Source organism: uncultured Actinomyces sp. (assembly GCA_900541895.1).
Classification (GTDB): Bacteria; Actinomycetota; Actinomycetes; order Actinomycetales; family Actinomycetaceae; genus Pauljensenia.
In genome coordinates this window covers 13046-27616 of record UWSI01000004.1, presented here as the reverse complement: position 1 = coordinate 27616, position 14571 = coordinate 13046, and the positions used below count along the sequence as shown (strand labels likewise).

The 14571-nt window shown below is 56.1% G+C and carries 13 protein-coding genes and 2 tRNA genes; 4 read left to right on the top strand and 11 right to left on the bottom strand.

The annotated features are described in order from the left end of the window. Positions 1-3: 3 nt before the first annotated feature. Positions 4-1284 carry a serine--tRNA ligase gene (gene serS / locus QZR18_RS02190; RefSeq protein WP_009748192.1) on the bottom strand — a complete coding sequence of 427 codons (1281 nt, stop codon included), beginning with the start codon at positions 1282-1284 and terminating at the stop codon, positions 4-6. An 80-nt stretch (positions 1285-1364) separates the two neighbouring features. Here serS and QZR18_RS02185 point away from each other — a divergent pair, with 80 nt between their 5' ends. Then, positions 1365-2540 carry a diacylglycerol kinase family protein gene (locus tag QZR18_RS02185; RefSeq protein ID WP_178705060.1) on the top strand — a complete coding sequence of 392 codons (1176 nt, stop codon included), beginning with the start codon at positions 1365-1367 and terminating at the stop codon, positions 2538-2540. Positions 2541-2626: 86 nt separating this feature from the next. On the opposite strand, the gene QZR18_RS02180 is transcribed toward QZR18_RS02185, so the two are convergent. From QZR18_RS02180 to dnaA, 10 genes are all read right to left on the bottom strand, one after another. Next, positions 2627-2699 (bottom strand) — tRNA-Ala (locus tag QZR18_RS02180). An 18-nt stretch (positions 2700-2717) separates the two neighbouring features. After that, a complete protein-coding gene (locus QZR18_RS02175; protein WP_295910182.1) occupies positions 2718-2855 on the bottom strand; it encodes a DLW-39 family protein in 138 nt (45 codons plus the stop codon). A 29-nt stretch (positions 2856-2884) separates the two neighbouring features. After that, a tRNA-Ile gene (locus QZR18_RS02170) sits at positions 2885-2961 on the bottom strand. A gap of 202 nt (positions 2962-3163) precedes the next feature. Continuing rightward, entirely contained in the window at positions 3164-3556 is a 393-nt protein-coding gene (locus QZR18_RS02165) for a DUF3566 domain-containing protein (protein WP_178705057.1), read from the bottom strand. Then, complete coding sequence (gene gyrA / locus QZR18_RS02160; RefSeq protein WP_178705054.1) at positions 3553-6159, bottom strand: DNA gyrase subunit A; 2607 nt, start codon at positions 6157-6159, stop codon at positions 3553-3555. Before gyrA ends, QZR18_RS02165 begins: the two co-directional genes overlap by 4 nt. Positions 6160-6224: 65 nt before the next feature. Continuing rightward, on the bottom strand, positions 6225-8255 hold the full coding sequence (gene gyrB / locus QZR18_RS02155) for a DNA topoisomerase (ATP-hydrolyzing) subunit B (protein WP_178705051.1): 2031 nt from the start codon (positions 8253-8255) through the stop codon (positions 6225-6227). Positions 8256-8456: 201 nt separating this feature from the next. Beyond that, positions 8457-9107, bottom strand: coding sequence for a DUF721 domain-containing protein (locus tag QZR18_RS02150; RefSeq protein ID WP_178705048.1), 651 nt, complete (start codon positions 9105-9107; stop codon positions 8457-8459). After that, a complete protein-coding gene (gene recF / locus QZR18_RS02145; RefSeq protein ID WP_178705045.1) occupies positions 9100-10260 on the bottom strand; it encodes a DNA replication/repair protein RecF in 1161 nt (386 codons plus the stop codon). Before recF ends, QZR18_RS02150 begins: the two co-directional genes overlap by 8 nt. A 12-nt stretch (positions 10261-10272) precedes the next feature. Continuing rightward, positions 10273-11406, bottom strand: a complete 1134-nt coding sequence (dnaN, locus tag QZR18_RS02140; RefSeq protein WP_009748184.1) for a DNA polymerase III subunit beta — start codon at positions 11404-11406, stop codon at positions 10273-10275. Between the two features lie 406 nt (positions 11407-11812). Continuing rightward, entirely contained in the window at positions 11813-13291 is a 1479-nt protein-coding gene (gene dnaA / locus QZR18_RS02135) for a chromosomal replication initiator protein DnaA (RefSeq protein ID WP_178705042.1), read from the bottom strand. A gap of 383 nt (positions 13292-13674) precedes the next feature. Between dnaA and rpmH the strand changes: the two genes are divergently transcribed. The 3 genes from rpmH to yidD are packed head-to-tail and all read left to right on the top strand — an operon-like array spanning position 13675 to position 14569. Next, positions 13675-13815, top strand: a complete 141-nt coding sequence (gene rpmH / locus QZR18_RS02130) for a 50S ribosomal protein L34 (RefSeq protein WP_009748181.1) — start codon at positions 13675-13677, stop codon at positions 13813-13815. Between the two features lie 11 nt (positions 13816-13826). Beyond that, positions 13827-14195 carry a ribonuclease P protein component gene (gene rnpA / locus QZR18_RS02125; RefSeq protein ID WP_178705039.1) on the top strand — a complete coding sequence of 123 codons (369 nt, stop codon included), beginning with the start codon at positions 13827-13829 and terminating at the stop codon, positions 14193-14195. Further along, the gene (yidD, locus tag QZR18_RS02120; protein WP_178705036.1) at positions 14192-14569 is read left to right on the top strand and encodes a membrane protein insertion efficiency factor YidD; all 378 of its coding nucleotides are present in this window, start codon (positions 14192-14194) and stop codon (positions 14567-14569) included. The genes rnpA and yidD overlap by 4 nt, the downstream gene beginning before the upstream one ends. The last annotated feature ends 2 nt before the right edge of the window (positions 14570-14571 follow it).

Genomic DNA, 14571 nt, shown 5'->3' with positions numbered 1-14571 from the left:
TCGTTACTTTGCGGCAACGGGCTCAAGAACCTCGAGGCCACCCAGGTAGGGGCGCATCGCTTCGGGAACGTAAATTGAGCCATCAGAGCGCTGGTGATTCTCAAGGATTGCAACCAGCCAACGGGTCGTAGCAAGAGTGCCATTGAGGGTCGCAACAGCGGTCATTCCATCTTCGCGACGCTCACGGATACCCAGTCGACGTGCCTGGAAGGTCGTGCAATTCGAGGTCGAGGTAACCTCCATGTAGCGTTCCTGAGTGGGCAGCCACGCCTCGCAGTCAAACTTACGAGCAGCAGAAGTACCCAGGTCACCGGCGGCAGTGTCGATCACGCGGTACGGCAGCTCAACCTTGGCCAGCATCTCTTCTTCCCAAGCCAGGAAGCGTGCATGCTCTTCTTCAGCGTCCTCGGGACGGCAGTAGGAGAACATCTCAGCCTTGTTGAACTGGTGGACGCGGATGATACCGCGAGTGTCCTTACCTGCTGAACCAGCTTCGCGACGGTAGCAGGTCGACCAACCCATGTAGCGCTTGGGTCCATCCGACAGATCAAGGATCTCATCGGCGTGGTAGCCGGCAAGCGCAACCTCGGAGGTACCCGTCAAGTACAGGTCATCGGCGGGCAGGTAGTAGATCTCTTCGGAGTGCTCGTTGAGGAAGCCGGTACCGCCCATGACCTGCGGGGTCACCAGGGTCGGAGTCATCATGGGCACGAAGCCGTTGGCGAGTGCCTGATCCATGGCCATGGTCATCAGAGCCAGCTCGAGGCGGGCACCAATTCCCTTGAGGTAGTAGAAGCGTGCGCCAGAAACCTTCGCGCCGCGCTTGGTATCGATCGCATCAAGGCCTTCACCCAGTGCCAAGTGGTCCTGGGGTTCAAAGCCTTCGGCGGCAAAGTCACGACGCTCCGGGCCTGCGTGGCGCAGGACAACGTAGTCATCCTCGCCGCCAACGGGAACTCCGTCGAGGACCAAGTTCGGGAGCAGGCGAGCCAGGCGATCGGCCTCGGCATCAGCAGCGTTCGCAGCGGCCTCGGCTGCCTTCACTTCCTCAGCAAGTTCCTTTGCCTGCGCAAGAATGGCGGGGCGTTCTTCCTTGGATGCGCGACCCACGGACTTGGACACCTCTTTTTGCGTCGCGCGCAGGGCCTCAAAGTTCTGGAGGGCCTCGCGACGGGCAACGTCGGCTTCAAGAATCTGGTCGACAAGGGCGGGATCAGCTCCGCGAGCGCGCTGTGAGGCGCGTGCAGGCTCAGGGTTTTCACGCAGTGAACGCACATCAATCATGGGGCCATCTTAGTTCACTGAAGCATGTCAGTGCCGACAAATATCTGTGCTGTGAGCTCAGTGCCCTTTACACTTTGAGTATGCGAAAGTTTCGTGCACCATCACCGTACCTGATTGCCCTCGCTGGAATTGCCGGAGCAGGCGTCACAGCAGGTGCCAAGTACTTCATTCAGTCACGGTCGCGTCGCGCGCATCGTTCGGCAATTTCACTGCCCCCGAGCATTGCCGAAAACATTCGCCCCTGGGTGGTTTTTAATCCTTCCAAGCATGATGATCCGCAGGAATTTCGCAACTCCCTCACAATGGATGCCCGTGCACTTGGCGTGCATGACATTCATTTCATTGAGACAAGCATTGCCGATCCGGGTGTGTCTCAAGCGCGCAAGGCTGTACGCGCGGGCGCAACGCATGTCATTGCCGCCGGCGGAGACGGAACAGTTCGCGCTGTTGCCGCCGGCTTGGCTCACACCGGAGTGCGCATGGGCATTCTTCCCGAGGGCACTGGCAACGTTTTAGCCCGTAATCTTGGGCTTCCACTGGATTCCCCGCTTGATGCACTAGCGGTTGCGCTGGGGGAGTCAACCCACCGAGTTGATCTCGCCTGGCTTCGCATGGTTGATCCCGAGGAGCGTTTTGAGCTTCCCTGCGAAGGAAAGCTGCTCGCGGGTGTGACTTCTTCGCATCCTTCCTCCTCTGACGAGGCCGCGCTGGCCTTAGACGATGAATTCCCCTTTGTAACCTTGGCTGGGGTGGGTTTCGATGGTGAGACCATGTCGAAGACAGATCCTGAGCTCAAGAAGAACATCGGCTGGGCCGCTTACGTACTTTCGGCAATTAATTCACTGGATGTTCCTCGCATGGGTGCCCGTCTTCGTGGACAGGATTCTCACGGTGGCGATGATTCTTCGGAGTTCACCGCTCGGTGTGTACTCTTTGCGAACTGCGGAGATCTACCGGTCATCACCTTGGCTCCCGAGGCCTCGTTGCATGACGGATTGCTTGATGTCATCGCTGTGGATACGCAGGTCGGTCTGGTCGGTTGGGCAGATCTGTCCTTGAAGGTCTTCAGCCAGAGCCTTGGACTTCCGCAGGTTAATACACCTGTCTCCCCCGCCGACCTTTCGATTAGGCAGGTACGCGAGTGTGAGCTTGAACTGGATCAACCTGCAGTTGTTGAGGTCGATGGGGATGCCATTGGCCGCAGCGCGAAGGTTGCTGTGCGCATCGATCATGGCGCGCTGTTGATCGCCGGCTGAGGGCTCGTGGTCCTACGCCTTTGACGCCTCGTCCGATCGACTCCGCGCATAACAAAAAGGCCCAGCCGAAGCTGGACCTTTGGTTGTGGAGCTAACGGGACTCGAACCCGTAACCCCCTGCTTGCAAAGCAGGTGCGCTACCAATTGCGCCATAGCCCCAAAGGGGTTCCCCCAAGCTTACGCCTGCGAGATGTCATCCGTAACGGATGTCCACAGTTCCTCATTGTCGGAAAGATCCTGGCAAACCTGCCGGACCACGAGCCCCACAACAGCAGCACATGCCACTAGCGAAAGAGTTTTCACAAACTTCTTCATGGGAGCCTCCGCTCAATTGTTCCTGCGGATGGTGGGCCTAGGTGGGCTCGAACCACCGACCTCAGTCTTATCAGGACTGCGCTCTAACCTACTGAGCTATAGGCCCATTGCCATGCCGAAAGGCACGCGTTAAATAGTACATGCGCATGGTGACTCACGCAAAATTGTTTTCTGGTGACGTCGCCCACTCATTAGCGTTCCCGCGTTGAACCACCAGAAGAACGCCATTGAACCACCAGAAGAACAGCCTGAATACACGTGTGGGGGTCGGTGCCACGCACCAACCCCCACACAGTGGAACTTAAAGCTCACTCATCCATCAGTGTCACCTTGATGCCACCGACCAGCGAGGCGACCAAGTTGTACAGGAAGCTTCCCAAGGCCGACAGTGCAGTCAGCAGAACAACGTTCATGACCGCAATGAGAGTCGTGTAGGCCATGACCTTCGGAAGCCTGACGTAATCCAGAAGCGAGACCATCTGCGATGCGCCAATGGACTGCAGGAAGCTTTCCGCTGAGGCGAAAACATGCATGGCGTTGAGCATGAGCCACAGGATCATGACTGCAACGACCAGTGCGATACCCAATGCCACGCTGAGCAGGAAGGCAACCTTCATGACTCCCCAGGGGTCCACTCGCACAATGGCGAGGTCTACCTGGCGGGGAAGGTCATCGCGGTCGTTCGATGCGTGATCACTCATTCCTGGACCTCCTGTGAGTCGTCATGCTCTGACGCTACATCCTCAACAGGGGTTTCGTCATTACTTTGCGAAGAATTGTCCTGCGCTTGTGCGTCCTCGGACTCCTCTTCATCAATGTCGCGCTCGGGGTTACGAGTCACAGCAATGATGCGATCGTTCTCATCGGGACGAGCAAAGATGACACCCATGGTGTTACGCGCGGTCGGGCGCACATCCGAGGCATTGACCTGGACAAGCTTGCCGGACTCGGTGATCACCATGATGTCTTCTTCAGGATCAACAACCAGCGCGCCAACAAGCCCGCCACGCTCTTCAACCAGACGACCCACGCGGACACCCATGGTTCCACGACCCTTGGTCGGGTATTCCTCAATGGGAGTGCGCTTGGCGTAACCGGAATCGGTGACGATCAGCAGGTCTGTTCCTTCGCGTGGAACATCCATGGTCAAGAGCTCATCATCGCCGCGGAACTTCATACCGCGAACGCCAGAGGTGGATCGACCCATGGGTCGCAGTTGCTCGTCCGTTGCAGCGAAGCGCACGGCCTGGCCATCGCGAGACACCAGCAGCAGATCGTCATCAGCATTAGCTAGCTGAGCCGAAACCAGCTCATCAGGCTTGCCCTCTTCGTCCTCACGCAGGTTAACGGCAATGATGCCGCCACTTCGCGGAGAGTTGTACATCTCCAGCGGAGTCTTCTTCACGAGGCCGGACTTCGTTGCCAGCACCAGGTACTGTGCGTCCTCATAGGTGCGGATTGCCAGGACCTGCGCAATGCGCTCTTCCGGCTGGAATGCCAGAAGATTTGCAACATGCTGACCCTTGGCATCGCGACCGCCTTCGGGAATCTCGTAGGCCTTCGCGCGGTAAACGCGACCGAGGTTCGTGAAGAACAACAGCCAATGGTGCGTGGTCGTGACGAAGAAGTGCTCAACCACGTCATCGCCACGCAGCTGAGTTCCGCGAACGCCCTTACCGCCTCGTTTCTGAGAACGGTAGTTATCAGTACGAGTGCGCTTTGCAAACCCATCGCGGGTGATGGTGACGACAACATCCTCTTCGGGGATGAGGTCTTCCATTGACATTTCCCCATCGAAGGGAACGATGGTGGTGCGACGCTCATCACCGAACTTCTCAACGATTTCGCCAAGTTCTTCAGAGATGATCGCGCGCTGACGCTCGGGCTTAGCCAAGATATCCTGCAAATCTTCAACGCGTGCGCGCAGTTCAGCGTGCTCGTTCAAGATCTTCTGACGTTCCAGTGCTGCCAGTCGGCGCAGCTGCAGGGCTAGGATTGCGTCGGCCTGAATCTCATCAACATCGAGCAGCTCCATCAAGCCACTGCGTGCCTCATCGACCGTGGGTGAGCGACGGATCAGGGCAATGACCTCATCCAAGGCATCCAGGGCCTTGAGGTAACCGTCCAAGATGTGCAAACGCTCTTGAGCCTTGCGCAGACGGAACTGCGTGCGGCGCACAATCACTTCGATCTGGTGGGCAACCCAGTGGCGGATAAAGCCGTCAATTGACAGGGTTCGCGGAACACCATCGACCAGCGCAAGCATGTTCGCCGAGAAGTTTTCCTGCAGGGAGGTGCGCTTGTACAGGTTGTTCAAGACAACCTTGGCAACTGCATCACGCTTGAGGACAATGACCAGTCGCTGACCGGTACGACCTGAGGTTTCATCACGAATATCCGCAATACCTTGGATCTGACCGTCACGAACCAACTGAGCGATCTTGTCAGCCAGGTTGTCGGGGTTGACCTGATAGGGAAGCTCGGTGACCACTAGGCACTGGCGTCCGTGGATTTCCTCCACGTTGACAACCGCGCGCTGGGTGATGGAACCGCGTCCCGTACGGTATGCGTCTTCAATTCCGCGACGTCCCAGAATCGTTGCACCCGTTGGGAAGTCGGGGCCGGGGATCAGCTTAAGGAGGGCCTCAAGGAGTTCCTCTCGCGAGGCCTCGGGGTGCTCAAGTGCCCACTGCACGCCACGCGCAACCTCACGCAGGTTGTGCGGGGGAATGCGGGTCGCCATACCGACGGCGATACCTTCCGAACCATTCACCAAGACGTTGGGGAAACGCGAGGGAAGAATGGTTGGTTCCTGGTTGCGGCCATCGTAGTTGTCCTGGAAATCAACGCATTCTTCGTCGATGTCACGGACCATTTCCATGGCCAGAGGGGCCATCTTACATTCGGTGTAACGAGGTGCTGCAGGGCCCAGGTTACCGGGGGTACCGAAGTTACCCTGACCGGCGACCAAGGGGTAGCGCAAAGACCAGGGCTGCACCAATCGCGCAAGCGCATCGTAGATCGCTGCGTCGCCGTGCGGGTGGTAGTTACCCATGACGTCACCGACGATACGCGATGACTTCGAGAATGAAGAGGTGGGACGGTAACCGCCGTCGTACATCGCGTAGAGGATGCGGCGGTGGACGGGCTTAAGTCCGTCACGAACATCGGGCAGCGCGCGTCCGACAATAACGCTCATGGCGTAGTCGAGGTAGGAGCGCTGCATTTCCTTCTGCAGGTCGACCTGGCGAATACGTTCGACGTCGCGGATGTGTCCGGCATCGACTGTTTGTTCGTCGCTCACTTTGGTCCTTCGTTTCGTTTTCTACTGACGAGGCCGCACGCGGGTCGCGGCCTCGTCGCTGGGCTTTAGATGTCGAGGAAGCGCACGTCGGTGGCGTTGCGCTGGATAAACGTGCGGCGCCTCTCGACGTCGTCGCCCATCAAGATGGTGAAGGTTTCATCGGCATCTGCTGCATCTTCGAGAGTGACCTGCTTGAGGATGCGGTGCTCGGGATCCATGGTGGTTTCCCACAGCTCGTGATCATTCATCTCACCCAGACCCTTGTAGCGCTGGATGCCACCTTCCTTGGGAAGCCTGCGATTTGCTGCGGCTCCCGCGGCAAGCATGTCGTCGCGTTCCTTATCTGAGTAAGCAAATTCGTGCTCTGCATTGGACCACTTGATGCGGTACAGCGGAGGCATAGCAATGAAGGTGTGTCCCTGTTCAACCAGGGGACGCATGTAGCGGAACAGCAGGGTGAGCAACAGAGTTGCAATGTGCTGACCGTCAACGTCGGCGTCGGCCATGATGACGATCTTGCCGTAGCGCAGTTTCGCCAGGTCGAAGTCTTCACCGATTCCCGTTCCGAATGCGGTGATGAGGGATCGAATCGTATCCGAGCTCAGTGCGCGGTCCAGGCGAGCCTTTTCCACGTTCAAAATCTTGCCTCGGATCGGCAAAATTGCCTGATGTTCGGGGTCGCGTCCACCAACGGCTGAGCCGCCTGCGGAGTCACCCTCGACGATGAAGATTTCGCATTCTTCGGGAACTCGCGAGGAGCAGTCGCGCAGCTTACCGGGCATCGAGGCCGATTCCAGTACGCCCTTACGACGAGTAGCTTCGCGTGCCTTTCGAGCGGCAACACGCGCAGCCTGAGCTGCCTGGCCCTTCTGGATAATGGCCTTGGCATCCGCCGGGTGTGCATCAAACCAGTCGGTGAGCTTGGAGTAGACCTGCTGCTGAACGAAGGTTCGCGCTTCGGTATTGCCCAGCTTGGTCTTGGTCTGGCCTTCGAACTGAGGCTCGGTGAGCTTGATCGAAATAACGGCCGTCAGACCTTCGCGAACGTCATCGCCGGTCAGGTTGTCATCCTTCTCGCGGATGATGCCCTTTTCACGGCCGTAGCGGTTCACCAACGAGGTCAGCGCTGTACGGAAACCTTCTTCGTGCATGCCACCTTCGGTGGTATTGATGGTATTTGCGAAGGTGTGAACCGACGAGGAATACGCCGTGGTCCACTGCATGGCGATTTCCACGCTCATGGTGCCTTCGTCGTTTTCCGCTTCGAAGTCAATGATGTCAGCGTTGATCGTTTCGATCTTCTTTGCCGAATCCAGGTATTCCACGTAGTCACGCAGGCCGTGCTCATACATGTAGGAAACCTGGCGGAATCCCTTGTGCTTTTCTTCCGAGGCCTGCTCGTCTCCGGCGATTTCGTCGCCTTCATCCGTGGCAGTTTCGCGCTCATCGGTCAAGGTAATACGCAGTCCCTTGTTGAGGAATGCCATCTGCTGGAAGCGCTGACGCAGGGTTTCGAAATCGAAGACGGTGGTCTCAAAGATTTCGGGATCCGGGTAGAAGGTTTGCGTCGTTCCGGTTTCAGTGGTTTTTTCACCACGAACCAATTCGGTAATGGGGTGGCCGCCGTTGGCAAAGGACATCCGCCATACGTATCCCTGCCTGCGAATCTCCGTGTCGACACGCGTGGACAAGGCATTCACAACCGAAATACCCACACCGTGAAGACCGCCGGAAACCGCGTAACCGCCACCGCCGAACTTACCGCCCGCGTGCAGGATGGTCATAACGACCTCGACCGTTGGCTTGTGCTCGGTCGGGTGCTCATCAACGGGAATACCGCGTCCGTTATCGACGACGCGAACGCCGCCATCGGCCAGGATCGTGACCTCAATGTGGTCCGCGTAGCCAGCCAAGGCCTCGTCAACGGAGTTATCTACAACCTCATACACCAGGTGATGTAAGCCGCGCTCACCGGTTGACCCGATGTACATACCGGGGCGCTTACGCACCGCCTCCAAACCTTCGAGGACGGTGATATCTGACGCGCCGTAGCCGTCGGATCCGTCATCGACTGTTGGTTCTTGCGTTTCAGCCACCTAATGGCTCCCCTCATTCTTCACCCGCATGGGTGTGCACTGCCCGAAAATGGCGCAGTAGCAATAAAACAACCGTCACCATTCTACCGAAAAGGCAGGGGGAAAGCCCTGATTGACACCGCTACGAGGAAGATTCACTCACAGGAATTATCCGCGAAATATAGCCGTTTTTGAGGCTGTGACCAGTCACACGTTCAGAAACTAGGCGTAGGTATCGCGAGGACCCCTCCCAGGCACCGATAAACGGCCCTTTTTCCACGAAGGAGAGGCCGGTGGACGCAAGATCACCTGCTGCACGACACCCTCACCCACGGCCTCGGCAATCGTACGTTCTAGGCGCGGCAGAAGTAGCTGAAGTTGCTTAAACCACGCGGTGGAATCACATTGAACAATCAGGCGGTGATCATCAATTGTTTCAATGGAGCAGTGCTCAGCAATTTCATCGCCGACAATATCGCTCCATCGCGCCATCAGATCTCCCGCCCGCGTGTGTTCTTGCCACCCGCGCGAGGCGATTAAAGAATCAATTGTCAGGCCCAGCTTCTTCGGCTCGCGGTATTTTCGCCGCATCGGAGCCATTCCAGGCATTTTGATCCAACGACTTCCGGCCCGAGAAACGACCGTTGACAGCGCGCTCAATTCGCCATCCGGATCGGCTTGAGGATCAAGGTTGACCTCCGAAGCTTCTTGCTCATCATCGAGCAAAATTTCCTCGGCAAATTCTTCACTTTGTCCACTCACGCTTCGGCGTCGTGACCGCAGAGGAACGCGGTAGTGGCCCTGGGCCTGCGCTCTGGCTTGTACACGTCGTAGTGCAGCAGAAGCGTATTCGAAATCGGAAAATTCACTCATCACCGACCACCGTTCCAAGCTCAGGATCCCAATGGACTGCGTGAACCTGAGCATGTAATTCTTGCGGAACATCATCGGCGACCGCTGCCGTGATTAATACTTGCTCCGCTTCGGTAATCATACGGGTTAATCCCGCTCTGCGCGACGAATCAAGCTCTGCAAATACATCATCGAGAATAAGGATCGGAGTATCCCCATCTCGAGAAAGAAGCTCGAAAGCGCCCAAACGTAGTGAAAGAGCAACCGACCATGTCTCACCATGGCTTGCATAACCTTTCACGGGCATGCCACCAAGGGTGAGCTTTAAATCGTCGCGGTGTGCACCGAATAAATTCACCCCCCTTTCGGCTTCCTTCATGCGTGATGAGGCCAAAATTTCCTTGAGTTCACCCGCAACCGTGGCCAAGTCCCCACCGACCGGACAATTCCCCTGGGAAGCAAGGAATTCGATATCCAATTTCCGAGGCGATCCACCGATTTCCTCATAGGCGTGGGCAGCGGGACCACGAAGTTCCTCAACTAGTCCCACGCGCGCAAGACTGAGCTGCGCGGAGAGCTGCGCAAAGGTATCGTCCCAAACTTCTACTGTTGAAAAATCGGGAGTAAAACCTCGGCGCAACTGCGATTGAGCACTCTTCATCAAGGCCGCACGCTGACGTGCAACCTTGTCGAAATCGTTTTTTACCTGCGCAATGAGCGGGTGCTGCTGGATGAGGAGATCATCCAAGAACTGGCGACGAACCTGCGGGTCGCCGCGAACAATTTGAAGATCTTCCGGCGAAAACACCACACTTTTGAGCAATCCAAGAACTTCGCGCGGTCGAACTTGGGTGCGATTGACCTTCGCCCTATTCGCTTTTCCGCGAACAATCTCAAGTTCAATAACTGTTTCACGTTCACCTGCTGTCACCAGCCTGACCCGAACAACTGCCCCACCGGGCTGAGGTTCATCAGGGGAAAGGGGTAAACGCACCAGGGCTTGTTCTGCACTCACGCGGTGGGAAGAGAATGCGGAAAGGTAGGAAACAGCCTCGACGAGATTGGTTTTCCCCTGGCCATTTGAGCCCAAAAGGACTGTTGTTCCCGGCGCAAACTCGACTACCGCATGACGGTATGAACGAAAGTCATCCAGCGCAACGTGCGAAACTCGCACACAAACTCCAGATCAGATTCCGTAGCGGATCGGCATCAGCAGGTAGCGGAAGTCGGTTGACTCTCCACCATCAGCCTTTTCTTGGCCGGTAATCACAGCGGGCTTTGTTGGGTGGGTGAAACCGAAACGAACATACTCGGTATCCATGACCGACAAACCTTCACTGAGGTACTGCGGGTTAAACGCGGTCGCAATGTCGTCGCCCATGAGCTGCGCCTGAACAACTTCAGAAGCCTGGGCGTTATCACCTTGGCCAGCTTCAAGAACAAGCTGACCATCGGAGAAGGACAGGCGAACACTGGTCTTGCGCTCGGCAACCAAGGAGACACGCTTCACTGCCTCGAGCAAAGTGTGACGCTCGACGATTGCTTGGATGGTGGTCGTTTCGGGGAACAAACGGCGAACCGGAGGGTAGTCGCCATCCATCAGGGTCGATGTCGTGCGGCGTCCACCGGCCTGGAAGCCGATCAGCGAAGAAGCGCCCGGCTGAGATTCCTGCGACAGACCGATCTCAACCTTTGCACCCGAGGTCATGGACTTTGCGACGTCCTGAAGAATGCGTGCCTTGACCAGTGCGGCTTCGGACATATCGGAAACCGAATCCCACTTGAGCTCGCGCATGGCCAGACGGTAGCGGTCGGTTGCCAAAAGTGTGATGTTATCGCCGTCGATTTCAACGCGGACAGCGGTAAGAAGCGGAAGGGTTTCATCGCGAGAAGCTGCGATTGATACCTGAGCAACGGCCTGCTGGAAAACCTGCGAATCTACAGAACCTGCAACCTGAGGCTGTGCGGGAAGAAGCGGGTATTCGTCGATAGGCATGACTGCCAAGGTGAAGTGCGAAGAACCGCAGGAAAGAGAAACTTTTTGTCCATCAACTTCGATGGTGACCGGCTTGTTGGGCAGGGACTTTGAAATATCTGCAAGAAGTCGACCGGAAACCAGAACTTCGCCTTCTTCATCAACCGAGGCGGGAATGCGCGAGTTTCCAGAAACTTCGTAGTCGAAGGAGGACAGAGTCAGTTCCTGACCCTGAGCCGAGATTCGCATACCAGCAAGGATGGGGCTTGCGGGACGGGTGGGAAGTACACGCGCTGTCCATGAAACAGCTTCTGCAAGCACGTCGCGGGCGACGGTGAACTTCATGGATTCTCCTTGGAACTGAATGTAGATATACCGTGGTTAGTTTACCTAGCTATAGGCGTAAAGGAAACTGAGAATTACACCTTAACCACTCTGAGCTCGAGGCCTATCTGATGTTCGCGATTTTTTGTTATTTGTCTTGAACTAAAGTTCGTCATCATCATCGGCTATGTGGATTGTGTGGAAAACCCATTTTTACGGTGAAATGACAGCACTTCTTTCGTGGATGAATATGTGAATCTGTGTGTGAACGAACTACACGTTTTTGTGGACGAAAATTGTTCTGTTGTTTTTTCTCCACAAATTGCTCTGCCTCGTACACAAGCGATCGGAGGTGTTTCACCACAGTTTCCACAGCTTCTGTGGAAAGGAAGTTCGCACCCACCAAACGCCCAGTTTTTGGCTGAGATTAGCTGAGAGTTGCCGACTGACGTGCTGCCTGCTTAATGCGGTTGGTCAATTCGGTGACGTAGTTGAAGGTCTCCCTCTTCTCTGCCATCAACCCCACAATCTTCTTATTCGCGTGCATCACGGTTGTGTGGTCGCGTCCGCCAAATGCAGCGCCAATCTTCGGAAGCGAAAGATCAGTGAGTTCGCGACACAGGTACATCGCGATCTGACGTGCCTCAACGACGACATGCGAACGGTCCGAGGACGACAATTGGTCAATCGTTACGCCGAAATACGTCGCGGTCTGACTCATAATCAGCGTTGGTGTTACTTCGGTGTCCTGCGGGTCGGAAGCAAAGTCCTTCAAGAGCATCTCTGCCATCGAAACGGTGACCGGTTCTTTCGACAGGGATTCGAAGGCAGCAACTCGCACCAGGGCGCCTTCAAGTTCGCGGATATTCGAGGAAATTCGCTGGGCAATGTATTCCAGAACCTGAGGATCAACTTCGATATTTTCCGCACTGGCCTTCTTTTGCAAGATTGCGATACGGGTTTCCAGGTCGGGAGGAAGAACATCGACCAAAAGGCCCGCCGCGAAGCGCGAACGGATTCGATCTTCCAGATCGAGCTCACGAGGCGGTACGTCTGAGGTCAGAACGATCTGCTTTCCCGCGTTGTATAGAGAGTTAAAGGTGTGGAAGAACTCTTCCACCGTACGCTCTTTGCCCTGAATGAATTGGATATCGTCAATGAGCAGAACGTCGACCTCGCGGTAACGCCTTTGGAATTCCTCAATGCTTTCTTCACGCACGGAGTTAATGAAGTCGTTGGTAAATTCCTCTGAATTCACGTAGCGCACGCGCATCTGCGGGAAAAGTGACAGCGTGTAGTGGCCGATTGCGTGGATTAAGTGGGTCTTTCCTAGCCCGGAACCACCGTGAATGAACAGAGGGTTGTAGGCACGTCCCGGGCTTTCTGATACCGCAAAAGCTGCAGCGTGAGCGAAGCGGTTGGAAGGACCAATGACGAAGGTGTCAAAAGTGTGCTTGGGATTGAGGTGCGTGCTGGCGGTATCGATTGCCAGTTGTGGGCTTCCCATGCTGGCGGCGGGTTGGGTGAACTGTGCAGAAGCCTGAGAAGGAGAGGATGAATGGCCGGGCTGAACCTGCGGGGTAGGCGCTGCGTTATCTGCAATTTCCGAGGCCGTGGAGGGAGTTTCCTCTACCGCTTCTTCTTGTGCATCCAAAGTGGGGTCGATGGTCACTGCCAGTCGGACACTTCGACCAAGAATTGCAGCAAGTGCCTGCGTGAGGTCATTTGCACCGTTGTTTTCAATCCACTTCTTTGCGAAATCATTGGGAACTGCGATGAGGATCGTGCCGTCAATATCGCCCAGCGGCTTTGCTGAACGCAGGAAAGACATGGCTGCGGGTCCCAAGAGATCTGAGTTTTGCGACAGTGCCTCAGACCAAGCCTGAGTAAGGGCATCGATCGACACGGGAACCTCCGAAAGATGACGTGAGATAGGACACGAGAAATGATATCGGTTGCGAATCATTATCCACCGATAACTTTACAAGCATGTCATGTTTTCCACAGCTGGGGATAGACCTGTGGATATTTAATCCCCAAATGACATTTGTGTAGTTACAACACCTCACCCTTGTGGCAAAAAGAAAATCTTCCTGTCCACAGCTCTGTGGATAACTTCGCATGTGGATAACTAACCCCCAATTTATCCACACCTACTTCCACAGGTGTGGATTCAGTGTGGTACGGCGCTCTTTCGTTGACGGAACGGCCAAAAACCCGTAGGCTTTCAGTTCGTATGTGTGCCTAGTTGCGGCGCACACTGTCCATGACCAATTCGAGGAGATATCAGTGACCACCAAGCGGACTTATCAGCCGAACAACCGTCGTCGTTCGAAGACGCACGGCTTCCGCCTGCGTATGAGCACCCGCGCTGGCCGCGCAATTCTGGCTGCACGCCGTCGCAAGGGCCGCGCCCGCCTCTCCGCCTGAGCTTTCGCGAGGTGTTGCCCCGCTCGAACCGCATGGTGAATCCAGCGGACTTCCGCCTCGCAATCCGAAGCGGATCGCGCGCGGGTCAGCAAAGGCTCATTGTGCATTGTCGAACCGACGAGGATAGTGATTCACGCCTCGTCGGTTTCGTCGTACCTAAAAGCCAAATTAAACGAGCGGTTGGACGTAACCGAGTTAAGCGGCAATTGCGTCACCTCATGAAGGAACGCTTGGGCGCACTTCCTCAGGGAGCACGTATCGTTGTTCGCGTTAAGCATGACGCCCTGGGTGCAACTTCGTGCGAACTTGGGGAAGAATTAGACCAAGTTCTTCGCCGTGCATGGAAGAAATGGGATCATCGGGAGGGAGGTCGCCTATGAGCTCTCCTTTTGCTTATATTGTCATTCTTCCTGTGCGCTTCTACCAGCGCTTCATTTCCCCCATGTGCGCCCCGCGTTGTCGCTACTACCCCACCTGCTCAAGCTATGCCTTGGGCGCATTGCACACCCACGGCCTCGTCAAAGGGACAATCTTGGCTGTGTGGCGCATTCTTCGTTGTAATCCGTGGAGCCTCGGCGGGGTCGATGAAGTTCCCGCTCGCGGTAAGTGGACTGGCGAGGCCTGGGTACCCCCGGCAGATTGGGCCGGATATGACGACCCTTGGGAACGGCCCGTCATGGGTATGAATAATCAAGACTTCTCGGCAGGAGCCGAGCACCACGCGGACACGAGCGGTGTCCCCCGCGCATCATAAGG